Origin of the sequence: Acidiphilium sp. 34-64-41, assembly GCF_002282635.1 — a bacterium.
In the GTDB taxonomy this organism is placed as follows: domain Bacteria; phylum Pseudomonadota; class Alphaproteobacteria; order Acetobacterales; family Acetobacteraceae; genus Acidiphilium; species Acidiphilium rubrum.
Genome location: NZ_NCJX01000074.1, coordinates 1 through 14,313, shown reverse-complemented (window position 1 = coordinate 14,313; position 14,313 = coordinate 1). Strand labels below are relative to the sequence as shown.

Sequence of the window (14,313 nt, the reverse complement as noted above, 5' to 3'; positions counted from 1 at the left end):
GGAAAGCCAGTTCGTCACGCTGGTGAATGTCAATGGCCGCCATGGCGGGGGCCACTAGCCCTAGTGGGTGTCTGAGTCAACCGGATAGGCACGGAATGAAGCTCGACACCTGCATGGCATTGACCACATGCACACCCTGATCGTGCAGGGTCGGCGCCAAACGTGCCAACGCCTGATGCAGAGCTGTCGTGACGGCGAGGGTGTTAGCACCATAGAGCGTGCCGATCACCAGAACGATCCCGGGCTTGCCATGCACTAGAGCGGTTCCGTATCGTGGCGGCGGTGCACGGTGAAGTCTTGCGATGTCGCCGAGCGTGATCGGAATTCCGCTACGATGCGCGATCACGCTCGATGCGAGATCGGTAACCCCCCTGACCTGGGCATGTGTGTCGATCACGAGTTGCTGATTACCCGTGTTGATCCAGCCACCGCCGAGCACGGCACTACCATCGCGCGCGGCGGTCGCGACGCTGTTCAAGCCCAGATGGGCAGCAATCAGCCGTGCCGGCTCCGCCTCGATCATTAGCTGTTCCGGGGCCGAACCAAAGCCGACCACCTGGGCAACGCCGGGAACATTTAGCAGCGCCGGGCGAATGACACTTTGCATCAAGGCGGTGAGTTTCATCAGTGACATGCGTGACGATTGCAACCCGAGCACCATGACGGTGCCTGTTGAGGATTGCAGCGGCGTCACCACTGGGGTCACCCGCGCGGGCAAGCTGGCAGCCACGCTCGCAATCGCACCGGCGACCAATTCACGATCCCGATAGATGTTGGTGCCACCATGAAAGACGACTTTCACGACCGAAAGCCCCGCTTGCGATTGCGACTGGGTCTTTGCCAATCCCGGCAGTCCACCCAAAGCCAACTCCAGCCGGTCGGTCACTAATGCTTCGACCTGCTTGGGATCGAGACCGGGTGCCTGGGTCTGAATCGTCACCGTCGGCGGGATAAACTCGGGAAATACGCCGTATTGCGCGGTCCTTAGCCGGAAAGCGGCGAATATGACGAACAGGGCAACCAGAATGGTGACTGGAATCCGATGACGCAGGCACACGTTGACGATAGATTGGAGCATCGTCTCAGTGCTTCGGTGCGGCGGAGAGCATCACGCCGGCGCCACTGACCACGATCTTCTGCCCCGGCTGCAACCCGGTGGCGACGAAATAACGCGTCGCACCGCCCGATCCGCCCATCCGGAGCGCGCCCGTGATCGCCACCATGTCGAACTGGTTCGGCCCGGTCTCGCGGAAGACGAATTTATGACCGTACCGGTAGATGAGCGCCGTGGCGGGCACTGCGACGCCGGCACGGTGCGGCCCCTCCGCCATCGTCACCGAAACTGGCAGCCCGACAGAAAGGTCCGCCGGTCCCGTATAATAGAAGCCCTGCCCGATCAGGCCAGATGGAAGGTGAGTTGCCCGCCCAATCAGCCGCAGGCTGATTTTCGTCCCCTCGGCGGTTTCGCCCTGCGCCGTTGCCGGGGGGTTGAACGGTGCGCCTGTGACCGCGGTTTCGATCAACGAACGCTTTCCGTCGTTCAAGGCTGCCATCGACGAGCCCCCGTCGACCAGCGCCGCGCCGAGCGCCGCACCCCAGTCGACACGTGCGCGGCTTATCAGCGAATCTTCGGTCGCGCGCGCCGTCGCGTCACGGGCTTGCGCAGCCTGCAACGTCGCCATCGCGATGTTGTGGCTCGCGCCATAGAGTTGCCTGGCCCTGGCCAGCGATTGTGCGCTGAACCTGCCGGTAGCCCGGGCCGCGACGATCCGGTTGCGCAACGCGATCAGCGGCCCGGGATCGAGTACGACGCCGTAGCCGGTGCGATAGGGTGCGAACCGGGCGGCCGCGAGGGGTTGCACCACCACCCCGCCGGCGCGCTGGGCCGCGGCATCGACCTTAATCGACGCGCGCGCGCTGGCAGGCAGGACAGCAAGCAGCCCCAGGGCAGCAGCAATATGTCGGTTCACGATGCAGAAGCTCCGAAAATAGGATGATACAAGGCATTCTCGACTCGGCCGATCGCGGTACGTTCCTCCATCCGCGCGGTTAGCAGGTCGGTCTGGGCAAAATATGCTGCCTGTTCAGCGCCGATTAGCCGCAGCCGGCCGATCGCACCCGCGGCGAATGCCGTGCGGGAGTAGCGTACCCGCGCCGCCGCAGCATGAAGGGCCGAGCGCGCTGCCGCGATCGTCCGAAAACTGGCTCGCAAATCGGCTATCGCGGCGTCGATTTGCGCCAGCGCGTTCTGCTGGGTCAGATCGAATTGCGCGGCTGCGCGTTCACGACCGGCGCGGGCCGCTGCAATCGGACCCTGATTCTGGTTGAAGATCGGTAGCGGCAGCGACAGGCCCAGAATATATTTGTTCTGACCCTGGTCGTAATTGTAGCCGGGTCCGATCGAGAGAGATGGGTACTGGCCGGCAATCGCAAATCGAAGTTTATCCTGGGCCGCAGCGTAGTTGGCCAGGGCTTCCTGCACATCGGGCCGCGTTGCCAGCGCTGTCGCGCCGAGTTGCTCCAGATGGGCAGGGAGCGGGTGGTCGCGAAAGGCGTCGAAGTCGATCGCCACGCCACGTAATGCCGAGGACGGCATCCCGATTGCGCCCGCCAGTGCCACCTTTGCCAACCTCACGCGGCGTTCGGCTAGCGCGCGGGCAAAGTCCTGCTGTTCGGCCGTAACGACGGCGAGATTGTCGCTGGCCGCCGAAATCATCCCCGCTGCATAGCGTTGCCTGGTGACATGTGCTGCCTGGTCGGCCAGCGCCGCGCCTTGCCGTGCTGCGCGCAATGCCGCCGCAGCGTACCACAGCGAAAGCAGCGCGCCCCGTACCGCGGACCGCTCCTGCCAAGCCGCAACCAGCACCTTCGCCCGCGCCGCGCCGAGCAAGGCGCGTGCTTCCGCTATCCGTGCCGGCCGGGCGCCGTAGCTTGTGATCAGAAACGTCACGAGTGGGCCGACTTTCCAGGGCGAGGGAATGAAATTGCTCGAATTGTAGGTTGGCGCCAGTGACAAGGTCGGGTTGGGCAGCGCGCGCGCCGTCAGTCCGTTTGCGAGGGCGACCGACAGTTCTGCGTTCGCGATCCGTAGCGTCGGGCGCTCATACACCGCGACCAGCGTGAGCGTTTCGAGCCCCCAGCGCGACGGCGGAGCGGGGTGCCCCATCGCGGCTAGAAATTTTCCGAGCCGCGGGTCCGACAGGCTGCGGGCCTCGAGGGCGTGACCGGTTGCCATCGCGTCGATCGGTTTGCGCCGATAAACCGCACAACCGGCAAGGCCGCCAACCAGGGTTCCGAGTGCCATGGCTCTGAGAACCATCCGCCTCATAGGGAGTCGCCCCAACTGATTATCAGTCGTCGAACCGTCGTCATGAACCAGAAACTTTTGATGTGACCTATCCTTATCCTGCCCGTTGGCACCACGGCGTTGCCATCTCACGAGCCAGAGGCGGACTTGGTAGCAGTGCAATCTGACATTTCCCGCACGTTAGAATGACGATTTCGTCAGATTGGTGTGTACGGGCTGCTCGTTGGTTCACGTCCTTGCGAGGGTATCGACAAAATCGCGCGGGTTCCCTGGCCAAGTTCGCTGTCGATCGAAACGGTTCCGCCGTGCAGCGTGGCGATACTGCGGACAACCGAAAGCCCGAGGCCAAAGTTGCCACCCTTGCTGGACCGGGCACGGTCGGCCCTGTAGAATCGGTTAAATACGTAAGGTAGATGAGTAGCCGCGATGCCCCGGCCGGTATCGGCAACCTCGATATGCAGTCGCGCGGTGTCGTCTTGCCGCACGCGCACACCGACGCTGCCGCCGCGGGGCGTATGGGCGATTGCATTGGCCACCAGATTGCCGATCGCCTGCTGAAACAGCGTGCGATCGACTATCGCGCGCAATGGTTCGGCAGTCTCCGCCGACAGCGCGATTCCGGCGTCAACTGCGGCCGGCTCGTAGAACTCCAGGATCGCAGCGATTTCGGCAACGACATCCAGCATCTCGAAATGCGGATGCTCACCGGCGGTTTCGGCGCGCGCCAGGAACAGCAGGCTCTGGATAACCCGGTTGATCCGGCCGCATTCCTCCAAGGCCGAGCCAAGCACCTCGCGATATTCCGCTGGCGCCCGCCCCCGGCCAAGGGCCACCTCGATCTCACCGCGCAGATTATTGATCGGCGTACGCAATTCGTGCGCCACGTCGGCCGAGAACTGCGAGACCTGGACGAACGAGTTTTCCAGCCGGTCCAGCATGTCGTTGAACGTGTCGGCGAGCGATTGGAGCTCGGTCGGCAAACCCGCCATATCGAGCCTCTCGTGCAAGGTCGAGGAGCGGATCGTTCGCGCAGTCCTGATGATGCGTTCAACCGGGCGCATCCCGCTTCGGGCGATCGCGAAGCCGATGGCCGAGCAGAGGGCGAGCGACAGGGTCAGCACGAACAGCAACCGCTCGCGGTAATTAACCAGAAGGCGCTGCTCGTCGGTCCGGTCGATCGCCACCTGGAAAATCCGGCCCACATCGCCAGGGCCGGCCACGCGTGTGCTCAACGTCTGGAACAATTCGCCGGCCCGTGTCTGGATTGTGCGAATGACATGGTGGCCGGGCGGGATCGCCAGCAGCCCCGGAAAATCCGAGACCGGTACCACCCGGTCCATACCCTTGGTTTCCAGCCGGGTCCGGCCGTCGGGGCCGATGACGCGGATCCAGATGAGTTGCGCGCGCGCGAATGGGCCGGTCGGGCTGGCGAGCAAATGACGCGTGGTCGTCGTGTCGGCCGGCGAATGGACCAGATATTGCAGATTTGCCGCCGTATTGCTCAGAACGTGCCGGTCCTCCGCCTTCATGTTGGCCGAGACGGTCCAATACAGGAAACTGGTGGCGATTAGGATCAGCAGGAACGAACTTCCTGCGTACCAGGCCGTCATCCGCATGATCATCGAGCCACCGGCGCGGCTGCGATCTGCCTGACTACCTTCCGGATCGATCTTCAAGGACATATCCAATTCCGCGAATGGTATGGATCAGCTTGTGGTCGAACGGGTCGTCCACCTTGGCGCGCAGCCGGTGCATGTGAACATCCACTATATTGGTCCCGCTGTCGAAATTGATGTCCCAGACCTGCTCGGCGATCAGCGTTCGCGAGATGACATCGCCGGTCCGTCTCGCGAGCAGGGATAGAAGCAGAAACTCCTTTGGGGTCAGATCGAGCACCAGGCCGCTCCTGGTTGCCCGGTGACGCTCCACATCGATCTCGAGGTCGGCGACCTGCACTGCTGCGGCCTGACGCACCGGCCCGCGCCGAAGGATGGTCCTGATCCGTGCCAGCAACTCGTTGAACGCGAACGGCTTGACCAAATAGTCGTCGGCGCCGAGTTCGAGACCGTGAACCCGGTCCGGTACGCTGTCGCGCGCGGTCAGGAACAGAGCCGGCGTCTGATCGCGCCGCTGACGCAGCGTCTTGAGCAACGACCAGCCGTCCTGACCCGGCAGCATGACATCGAGAATGATCAGATCGTAGCCGCCCTGGCGCGCGAGATGGGCGCCGTCGTCACCATCTTCCGCGACATCGACGCTGAAGGCGTTTTCCTCGAGCCCTTTCTTTAGATAGGTCGCGGCCTTGGCTTCGTCTTCGACGATCAGGATTTTCATGGCAAAGCGCTCATTGCGGTTTGTGCACCGGCGGAGACGTCATGCTTCGGAAGCCGGTATTCTGTCTTAGCAAAATATCTCCGTTCCAAAACGGCGTGGCCGCCGTGCGTGGGCGCCGACGATCCGGCCATCCGGCAGAGCTGCGGCAAGCTGGCGCAGCGGTGTATTCAGGTTGCGCGCGTCCTCCGTGATATTCAATGTTGAGAACGGCGTTTGGACACGCTCGGCGACGATCGTCCCGATCCAGAGCCGCGCCATAGCACCATCGGGCATCGGAATCAGGACATCAGAACGCCAGAGACGGAGGACAAGGCGATCTATGTTCGCCGTTCCGCTCGCCGTGCGGATCATCACCAATTTTTCAGAACGGCCGCGTGCAAGGCGCGGCAACACTGCACGCAGAGCGAGATCGACATGCGGTGACAGAAAATGGGTGGACACGGAAGGCATTTTACGGACGGTAGACCTGAACGACGCAGGAACATACGATATTGCGCTCAGCAGTGGCATTCACCGATCCAGGCTTCTCGGCCCTTCTGGACCAGGAACCATACGACGCCGAGCAAAGTGACGGCATCAATCCACCAGGCACCGGTGATGGCCTGAACGGTCAGCCCGACGACGACGAGCGAGAGGTAGCCACAGGTTACGCTCTCCATCGCGTCGGCACGCATGGCGCGGCTGCCCAGAGCCTCGTCAGTCATATTCGCCTTTGACTCCTTTTCCGTGCAGCAATCCCAGCACCGCCCCGGCGGTTCTGTGCACCATGCCGAGATCGCTGGCAGACAGTCCGACCTCGACGATTTGCGCAGCTTTTTGCGCCTCAATATGAGTTTTCGTCGATCGCGGAAATTCGGGGAGAATGCCGTCGGTCGAGCAACGATCGTGCACTGTCTTGTCATAACCGTTGCCAGACGTGCCGACCAGGCAGTTGAGCGTCCGTTGAAGATCGGCATGAGCCTTGGTGACGGTGCCGGCGTGGACCGCCGCTTGGGCATAGCCTTGCGCTGTCCATAGATCGCTCGATTTCTGGCGAGATTGGCTTCCATAGGCCACGCCGAAACCCGCGTTTAGGGCGAACGCGCTGATTGCGATTACCATATACGATTGTCGTGGAGCGGTGCGCTTTGTCATACTCATGAGACACCTCCTTCTTCCAGATTGTTGAGCCTTATCCGCCGAGGATGGCGCGATAGACCCAGGCACCGACATAAGCGAGAATAAACCCCGCACCCGGCCCAATGATCCAGCCGCGACCGATGCCGAACATCACCTTGCGATCGATGGTCTGGCGGCCGCGCGCCAGGCCGGTGCCTGCCATTGCCCCGATCAGCGCTTGATTCATCGAGGTGAAATACCCGAAGGCCACGGCGGTCAGCACCACAAGCGCTTGCACCAGTTGCGCGGCGGTCGCCATTTTCATGTCCATTTTTACCACGTCGAAGCCAGCGACCCGTTCCAGAATCGGTCGCCCCCACGTTAATATCCCCACCGCGAGACCGAGGCCGCCGATCAGCCCGGCGAGTAGCGGGCCGGAGAAATGCACGGTCAGGAACACGGCCGTTGCGTTCGACACATCGTTGGCCCCCATGGTCAGCGAAGCGACCCCACCTACCAGGACCAGCGCCTGACCGATCAGCCGAGCCGACTCGCTGGCATTGGACCAGGGTACGTGGTCGAACAGTTTGGTGAACAAAAACCCCAGGCCGCACGCGATGAACGGCGCCAGCACCCAGAGCACGACGAGATGCAGGATCGCAAGCCAGTTGATCCCGAGGCCCAGAGCCAGGCCGGCACCGCCCAGTGCAAATATCAGGATCTGAATGGTCGAAGTCGGGATGCGAAGCTGGGTGAACGCCGTTGTCAGCAGGAAGGCGACGCCGATGACGATGATTGCCGGAATTACCAGCAACTGGCCGGTGAGAATACCGTGACCGACATGCACCAACACCTTGTGGCTCAGGAACGCGGCACCGATCAGCGTCATCGCCGCCATCAGGCCGAGCGCGGGACGCAGCGCGATCGATTTTGTTGCATAGGGCATGCCCATGCACGCACCGGTATAATGCGCGCCCATGCTCCAGGCGAAAGCCAGCGCGGTCAGCACCAGAACGATGGTCGCTAGCATCGATCGGTCCTTTGCGTCTGCCGATCACCCTTCATGATTCGCGCTGTTTTTCAAGGCAAGAGCGATCCATAGGCCGGAGCCGGCCACCAGTGCCGCCGTAATCCAGAGTGCCGGCAGCGGCGCACGTGCGAGCTGCGCCACTGCCCCCAGCAGCAGAGCGCCGATCGCATAACCGGTGTCGCGCCAGTAGCGATACGTGCCGAGTGCCTTGCCGCGGATCAACGGGGCTGCCTGGTCCGACATCGCGGCGATCAGGTTGGGATAGAGCAGCGCCATCCCGACGCCCATGATCGCGGCAGCCGGCAGCCAGAGCATCGGGCCGCGCCCGATCGCGGTGAGCGCTATGCCGACCGCCAGCAGGAAGAACCCGGCCACGACTGGCCTGCGCCGCCCGATCCGGTCGCCGAGATGCCCCGTCCAGAGCTGCGAGAGGCCCCAGACCATCGCATAAATGCCGGTCAGCCAGCCGATCTCCACCAGACCCGCGCCATGGCGCCTGAAGAATACCGGGAACATCACCCAGACCAGGGTATCGGCGATCTTGTTAACGATGCCGCCCTGGCAGATCGCGCGCCCCGCCCGATCGCGGAACGAGATGCGCAGGAAAATCGAGCCGAAACCCTCTATTTGGTCCGGCGGTGCATGGCCCTGGGCCTCGGCATGCTCGGCCTTCACCCAGGCAAGCGTGTCGCGCACGCGGGCGAGCGTCGCCAGTGCCGCGACGATGGTCGCGAGGCCGAAAACCAGCAGCGCCGGCCGCACCCCAATGCCGTGCGCCAGTACCGCAGCGCCGAACCCGGCGAGGCCGACGGCGACATAGCCGGTCGCCTCGTTGATCCCAACCGCAAGGCCGCGCTGATGGCTGCCAGCGAGGTCGATCTGGCTGGTCACCGTCATCGTCCAGGTGAAGCCCTGGCTGATGCCGAGGAACACGTTGGCCACGACGATCCACCACCAGTTCGGCGCGACATAGATCAGCAATGGGACCGGGATCGCCGCGATCCAGCCGGCGACCAGCACCGGCTTGCGGCCGAACCGGTCGGCAAGCCCGCCGGCGACAAGATTGAGCGCACCCTTCACCAGCCCGAATGACAGAACGAAACTCGCGAGGAATAGGAACGCCCCCGGCGCCACCCCGAAATCCCGCGCCACGTCGGGCAGCACAGCGCGCTCCATGCCGATCACCAGGCCGACGAAAAAAACCTGCAACGCCTGCAGGGCGAACTGGCCGCGATTGGCGGCGATGCCGCGTTCCAACCGCGAGGCGACAGGCACGACCACCGGGGTCAGGCCGCACGCTTCGGCGGTGTCCCGGCATTCCAGGCGCGCAGCTCGACAGCCTGGGGCGGTGCGGGAGGGATGTTCTGGAGCATGAACGCGACGAACGTGTCCGGATCGTCGATCTGCAACGCGGCATTGTGCCGCCGCTCAAAGCCGATGGTCGAGCCGGGTTTGCCGGACAGGCCCCGGCCGCAAACCGAGCCGGCCAGGGCGCCGGGCAGGACTTCGACGTGGTCGGGCAGCGCCTTCAGCCGGACCAGGCTGGCGAACAGGTCACGCGCGCCGGTCGCTGCATCGGCCGCGAGCTCCGTCCGACCGACATCGCCGACCATGAGCGTATGGCCGCCAAGGAGACACCACGGCTCATCCGCACGCGTCCGGTCGGTGACCAGAAGACACAGGTGCTCCGGTGTGTGCCCCGGCGTATGCAGAACATCGAGCACCACGTTGCCGAGTTCGATTCTTTCGCCATCGGCAAGGCGTCTGCAGGCGTAGCCGACATTGGCTGATGCATGCAGCGCGTATTCTGCACCGGCCGCTTCGGCCAGCGCGCGACCGGCTGAGCGATGATCGGCGTGGAGATGCGTATCAATCACGACGCGTATCGGAGTGCCGGCGGCTGCAGCGGTATCGAGATAGGGTTCGATCGGAAATAGAGGGTCGACGACTACGCCGGCACCCTTGCCGACGCACCCGAGCAGATAGGATGCGGCGGTCGGATCGGCGTGCAGGAACTGGCGCAGAATCATTGTGATTTCCTCCATTGCGGCTGCGCATTTTGTTGACTCGGGCGCGCGCCTTGTTCGATGCCTACCAATAACCTATTATTATCGATATTAATTGAATATATGGTTCTTAATGTCAAGCAATGGACCGAAGCAGCGGGTTTTCTCTCATCTGGCTGAGATCGCGGCGGCACTTGGGCATCCGCATCGTCTCGAAATTCTTGAACTGATCGCCCAGGGCGAACGCGGCGTGGAAGACCTTGCCGGCCGCATCGGTCTCTCCGTTGCAAATACGTCGCGACATCTACAGGTATTGCGCCGCGCCCGTCTCGCCGAACCGCGGCGTGCGGGCAAGCGGATGTTCTACAGCCTGATTTCCGAAACCGACGTGATCGCCCTGCTCGCGGCGTTGGGCCGGGTGGGCGAGCGGAATGTCGCCGAGATCGAGCGGATCATGACGACGTATTTCCACTCCAAGGATGGGCTCGAAGCGGTGTCGCGGGAGGTGCTTCTCGAGCGGCTGCATGGCGGCACCGTGACCCTGCTCGATGTGCGCCCGGCGGATGAGTTCGCGCTCGGTCGCCTGCCAGGTGCGATCAACGTCCAGCTCGATCGCCTCGATGCCGCGCTTGCGGGGCTCACGACGGGTCACGCGGTGGTCGCATATTGCCGAGGGCCATATTGTCTTCTTTCATTCGAGGCGGTCGCCAAGCTTCGCTTGCACGGCATCGAAGCATACCGGCTGGAAGACGGATATCCTGAGTGGAAGGCCGCAGGATTACCTGTCGAGGGATAAGTCGGTTATGTGCCCAATCATTGCGTCGCTGCTACCCTGGATTGGCCTGTGCGGATGAGCGGAACAGCAGCATAGCGAATTGTCGCCGCAAAAGCCGGTACCCATGAATGGGCTGTTTGGGGCGTCTCCCCTCCCCTACCCCGATAGCCCCCCGAATAATTCCACTACGCGCGATAATAGTGATGATCGCGCGTAGGTAGGCTCCCGGCATCTGGTCTCCATAGCTTCCTCTGCTCCATGGGTGCCGGCCCGGGTCGGGTCTGTCCCGCCCTTCAAACGTGAGGCACAGGCCGGTTCAACGGTTCAACGGCCAGACGCATGCCCATAGCGTGCAAAACCGCGTTCAGGTTCCGTAGTTCCGGGTTCCCCGTCTCCGACAACGTGCGGTAAAGCTGAGTCGGATTCAGCTCGGCCGCTTTGGCAACCGCCTGCACACCGCCAAAGGCTTTCGCCATCTGCCGCAGCGTCACCAGCAGTTCGCCCTGGTCTCCATCTGCAAAAATGGCGTCGAGCGTCGCGGCGGCCGTGACAGGATCGTCACGGAATAGCTCGGCCATCGCCTCGTCGTGGCTTCGGTCTTTCATCGTCATCACTCCTTACACTCGTTCACTCGTCACGGTCCCGCCAGTCACGCCAATAGCCACATGCGCGGTCAATATCTGCGTCCTGTGTCCGTTTCGTGCCTCCGCACAAAAGCAACATCACGATCTTGCCTGCGCGAGCGTAATAAATCCGATAGCCAGGCCCTACGTCGATCCGCAGTTCGTGCACGCCATCGCGCAGCGCTTTGAAGTCCCCAAAGTTGCCTTGTTCCAACCGGTTCAGTCGGCGGATGATGGCTGCCTTGCCCTGACCATCGCGAAGTTGCCGCAGCCATTCATCGATCAGGTCTTTACCGTCTGCCGTCAGGTAGTGCCGTAGCTCGAACATACCGAACATTCGTCTATAAACGAGTGACTGTCAACGGTGAAGGCCTCAGGCTTCGGCGTCCTGTCGAGCCGGATAATCACCGAGACCAACTCAGGCAGTGCGCCGTCACTACAGCGGCCAGCTTTCCGCCGCCAGGTCAATCGATTGGAAGCCGGTGATGTACTCGTCGTCACCCAGCTCGACCACAGCCATCGAAACGCCATGGATGTTCGCACGACGATCGCGGCTCTGGCCGCGATTGGTGTTCGGGTTCACTTCCTTGCCCTGGGCGGGGTGGGCCTCACCAGCTCGGCCGGCCGGATGACCATGCAGGTCATGGCGGCCGTCGCCGAGTTTGAGCGCGACCTGTTGGTCGAACGCACCCAGGCTGGACCGAGCCGGGCGCGTAGCACCGGCAAACGGCTCGGTCGCCCAGAGAGCCTGAACGAGGATCAGAAACGACAGATTATCGACCAGCTCGATGCCGGCAGTTGAACTTTTGCTTTCATCTGGTCAGTCACCGTCAGGCCAGGAGCAACCGCGTTGACGCGGATTTTCCGTTCCAAATTCAGCCGCCAGACTGACGGTGATGGCGTTCACCGCAGCTTTGGTCGCGCGCAATACACCGCCCCACCTGGTATCGGCGAAACGCCTTCGATCGAGCTGATATTGATGATGGAACCGCCCGCATCACCGAACGCCATGGTCGTATGCTTGGATACGAACAGCACGCCAGCGATGTTCAACGCGGTTTGAGTATTCAAATGGTCAGCATCGATCTCGATCAACGGTCACCCCACCGCGAGACCGGCGTTGCCACCAGCACGGACTATTTAGGCAACCACTGCATCAGCCTCGTCCTTCCTGGTCTTCTAGTTCACGAGCACTGCCGCGGGATACATGGTCCGTCTAATGTACCGTCAATCCGGGCGTGAGCTATTTCGTAACAACTTGCGGTTCCATGGCGGCGAGTTTGGCTAGCAGATTGTTCTGCGCGTCCATCGGTATGTGATGATTGTCCATCGTGATCGTAAGGTCATTCGCAAGGGCGTTAAATGCCGCCTGGGTTACCCCGAGACTCTGATGAACGGTATGCATGTTCATGTTGAACGGACAGTCACCACCCTCGAGGTTGCAGAATTGATTTGTCAGCGCCGCTTTCAGTGCGGGGATGTTCGTATGTGTGAAATAGGTTCGGATCCGCGGATCGACCTTTACCCGATTGACGAAATCGTTCACCATCGAGCTCATGCCTGGACCTCCGCCAAACTCCTGATAATGCGAAGTCGCCGCACGGGCCGGGGCGGTGCCAGCAAATACTGAAAGTAATTTGGTCATATCTGGTTCACCTATTCCTTCAGAAGCTTGATGTAAGAGAGATATAGAAACCATTTTGGTTCGGCACCGAAGCGATCCGACCGAGGTGTGCGTAGGCTGCGGTCAGTGATAGGTGCTTGTTGATGAATAGGGCGGCAAACACGTCCTGCCAGGGATCGGTCTTGCTGACCGCGTCGCCGAGCGCATTGTAACCTACTAGCTGGTTCTGCGGCATGGCGCGGAACTCATAGCCCACGGCAAGACGACGAGTGATGAACTGGGCGATGGAGAAAGCTGGTTCCACAGTGTAGTTGCGCTGATAACTTCCATTTCGGGCGAGACCACCGAAGCCGAGCAGACCGTCCTGGTTTGCGTCGGTGACCGAGAGGGTGAAATCCACAAAGCTGTAGCGGTTGAAAAGGCCATTGATGAACAACTTGCTGGCAGCGACATAAAAATCGACGCCGTTCGGGCGTGCGCCGATGGCACGGATCGTGCCGTCATTCTCGTTGTGCCGGAAGTGAAAGCCTACCGAGATTTCGGGCAACGGCGTGTTCTGATCATATACAATATCGCCGAGCAGCCTCACTTTAGCACCGAATATATCCTGCTTGAAGGCGTAGTTGTTACCAAACTGGAGTTGGGACGGCAGGGCAGAGATCGGGGCGCCGAAGAATCCGGCGATGGCACCGTCGAGCGCGCCGCCGGTACTGCCGAGATTGAACTGCTGGTGGGCGTAGGAGATTTCCACTCGATCGAAGAAGCCGATGGCCCCCCCGAAATCGTTCAGGCCGTAATTCGGCAGGCCGACGTGGGTATAGGCAGCACTGCCGCCGATCTGGTCGTTGGTGCCGTAACCAGCGATGACGGCCCAGGGATTAATACCGCCGCCCGCCGATCCATCTACATCCGTGATTCCCCCGGTAGCCGCCAGCCGACCGGGGGCGAACAGCGCGTTCTGAGCATACGCCCAAGGCGATAGGCAGATCGTAGCGAACAGGCCCAAGCCGGCGACGCATCCCAGGATGCCGAATGGCAAAAGCGAACGTCCGTCCCTGCTGATATTTTCTTTACCCATTTCCCTATTCCCCTGATAGATCGCAACAGTATCCTGGTAAATTTCACTCTGGTCTCAGCTATCACTACGGGCTGATGGATCATATGGATGCAAAGTCTTGCTCCTAAATGGTGTGATTCTTGAACTTCGCACCAGAGCAGGCGGGCGCGGCTACAGCGGCCTTTTCTGGAAGAGATCCGCCGGAATGCTGATCCATTCCTCCATGCGAAGGTCTGATCGGTCGGAGGTCAAGACTGATTATCCATCCACATCGTGATCGGACCACGTTCGTCGTTCGTGGTATTGCCCGTCCGGATCAAAGGTCTGTTCCGGGCGTCTCTCCCCTCCCCTACCCCGATAGCCTACGGCATTCACACATTTCACTTGCCCTTTCGAACCGGCTCTGATTCTCCATGATTTTAGGATTGACGGGGGACGAGATGGCGGTTCGGGGCGGCG

18 protein-coding genes are annotated in these 14,313 nt (G+C 61.8%); 2 read left to right on the top strand and 16 right to left on the bottom strand.

The window, feature by feature from the left end; translation table 11 throughout:
• Positions 1 to 76: 76 nt before the first annotated feature.
• The 11 genes from B7X49_RS13885 to B7X49_RS13835 all read right to left on the bottom strand — a co-directional run bounded on the left by B7X49_RS13885 (position 77) and on the right by B7X49_RS13835 (position 9,799).
• Positions 77 to 1,078, bottom strand: a complete 1,002-nt coding sequence (locus B7X49_RS13885; RefSeq protein WP_286839824.1) for an efflux RND transporter permease subunit — start codon at positions 1,076 to 1,078, stop codon at positions 77 to 79.
• Between the two features lie 4 nt (positions 1,079 to 1,082).
• Positions 1,083 to 1,970, bottom strand: coding sequence for a hypothetical protein (locus tag B7X49_RS13880; RefSeq protein WP_265638500.1), 888 nt, complete (start codon positions 1,968 to 1,970; stop codon positions 1,083 to 1,085).
• Entirely contained in the window at positions 1,967 to 3,304 is a 1,338-nt protein-coding gene (locus B7X49_RS13875; protein ID WP_286839819.1) for a TolC family protein, read from the bottom strand. The genes B7X49_RS13880 and B7X49_RS13875 overlap by 4 nt, the downstream gene beginning before the upstream one ends.
• 200 nt (positions 3,305 to 3,504) lie before the next feature.
• The gene (locus tag B7X49_RS13870; RefSeq protein WP_286839816.1) at positions 3,505 to 4,983 is read right to left on the bottom strand and encodes a heavy metal sensor histidine kinase; all 1,479 of its coding nucleotides are present in this window, start codon (positions 4,981 to 4,983) and stop codon (positions 3,505 to 3,507) included.
• Positions 4,961 to 5,641, bottom strand: coding sequence for a heavy metal response regulator transcription factor (locus B7X49_RS13865; protein WP_286839813.1), 681 nt, complete (start codon positions 5,639 to 5,641; stop codon positions 4,961 to 4,963). The genes B7X49_RS13870 and B7X49_RS13865 overlap by 23 nt, the downstream gene beginning before the upstream one ends.
• 66 nt (positions 5,642 to 5,707) lie before the next feature.
• Positions 5,708 to 6,151, bottom strand: a complete 444-nt coding sequence (locus B7X49_RS13860) for a hypothetical protein (protein WP_286839810.1) — start codon at positions 6,149 to 6,151, stop codon at positions 5,708 to 5,710.
• Positions 6,139 to 6,345, bottom strand: a complete 207-nt coding sequence (locus B7X49_RS13855; protein WP_286839808.1) for a hypothetical protein — start codon at positions 6,343 to 6,345, stop codon at positions 6,139 to 6,141. Before B7X49_RS13855 ends, B7X49_RS13860 begins: the two co-directional genes overlap by 13 nt.
• Positions 6,338 to 6,781, bottom strand: coding sequence for a hypothetical protein (locus tag B7X49_RS13850; protein ID WP_286839806.1), 444 nt, complete (start codon positions 6,779 to 6,781; stop codon positions 6,338 to 6,340). Before B7X49_RS13850 ends, B7X49_RS13855 begins: the two co-directional genes overlap by 8 nt.
• 31 nt (positions 6,782 to 6,812) lie before the next feature.
• Complete coding sequence (locus B7X49_RS13845; RefSeq protein WP_286839805.1) at positions 6,813 to 7,769, bottom strand: inorganic phosphate transporter; 957 nt, start codon at positions 7,767 to 7,769, stop codon at positions 6,813 to 6,815.
• A gap of 24 nt (positions 7,770 to 7,793) precedes the next feature.
• A complete protein-coding gene (locus tag B7X49_RS13840) occupies positions 7,794 to 9,050 on the bottom strand; it encodes an MFS transporter (RefSeq protein ID WP_286839802.1) in 1,257 nt (418 codons plus the stop codon).
• 5 nt (positions 9,051 to 9,055) lie between these two features.
• The gene (locus tag B7X49_RS13835) at positions 9,056 to 9,799 is read right to left on the bottom strand and encodes an MBL fold metallo-hydrolase (protein WP_286839799.1); all 744 of its coding nucleotides are present in this window, start codon (positions 9,797 to 9,799) and stop codon (positions 9,056 to 9,058) included.
• Between the two features lie 109 nt (positions 9,800 to 9,908).
• Between B7X49_RS13835 and B7X49_RS13830 the strand changes: the two genes are divergently transcribed.
• Positions 9,909 to 10,571, top strand: a complete 663-nt coding sequence (locus B7X49_RS13830) for a metalloregulator ArsR/SmtB family transcription factor (protein WP_286839796.1) — start codon at positions 9,909 to 9,911, stop codon at positions 10,569 to 10,571.
• Between the two features lie 272 nt (positions 10,572 to 10,843).
• Here B7X49_RS13830 and B7X49_RS13825 read toward each other — a convergent pair whose 3' ends face one another.
• Positions 10,844 to 11,161 carry a DNA-binding protein gene (locus B7X49_RS13825; RefSeq protein ID WP_286839794.1) on the bottom strand — a complete coding sequence of 106 codons (318 nt, stop codon included), beginning with the start codon at positions 11,159 to 11,161 and terminating at the stop codon, positions 10,844 to 10,846.
• Between the two features lie 16 nt (positions 11,162 to 11,177).
• Entirely contained in the window at positions 11,178 to 11,501 is a 324-nt protein-coding gene (locus tag B7X49_RS13820; protein WP_029314276.1) for a type II toxin-antitoxin system RelE/ParE family toxin, read from the bottom strand.
• Between the two features lie 36 nt (positions 11,502 to 11,537).
• On the opposite strand from B7X49_RS13820, the gene B7X49_RS13815 reads away from it, so the two are divergent.
• Positions 11,538 to 11,975: a recombinase family protein gene (locus B7X49_RS13815; protein ID WP_286839791.1), complete on the top strand. Its 438-nt coding sequence runs from the start codon at positions 11,538 to 11,540 to the stop codon at positions 11,973 to 11,975.
• A 101-nt stretch (positions 11,976 to 12,076) separates the two neighbouring features.
• Here the strand turns inward: B7X49_RS13815 and B7X49_RS13810 are convergent, their stop codons facing one another.
• The 3 genes from B7X49_RS13810 to B7X49_RS13800 all read right to left on the bottom strand — a co-directional run bounded on the left by B7X49_RS13810 (position 12,077) and on the right by B7X49_RS13800 (position 13,875).
• A complete protein-coding gene (locus B7X49_RS13810; RefSeq protein WP_286839788.1) occupies positions 12,077 to 12,268 on the bottom strand; it encodes an SDR family NAD(P)-dependent oxidoreductase in 192 nt (63 codons plus the stop codon).
• A 148-nt stretch (positions 12,269 to 12,416) separates the two neighbouring features.
• Entirely contained in the window at positions 12,417 to 12,818 is a 402-nt protein-coding gene (locus tag B7X49_RS13805; RefSeq protein ID WP_286839785.1) for a group 1 truncated hemoglobin, read from the bottom strand.
• A gap of 19 nt (positions 12,819 to 12,837) precedes the next feature.
• A complete protein-coding gene (locus tag B7X49_RS13800; RefSeq protein WP_286839783.1) occupies positions 12,838 to 13,875 on the bottom strand; it encodes a DUF3034 family protein in 1,038 nt (345 codons plus the stop codon).
• Positions 13,876 to 14,313 lie beyond the last annotated feature (438 nt).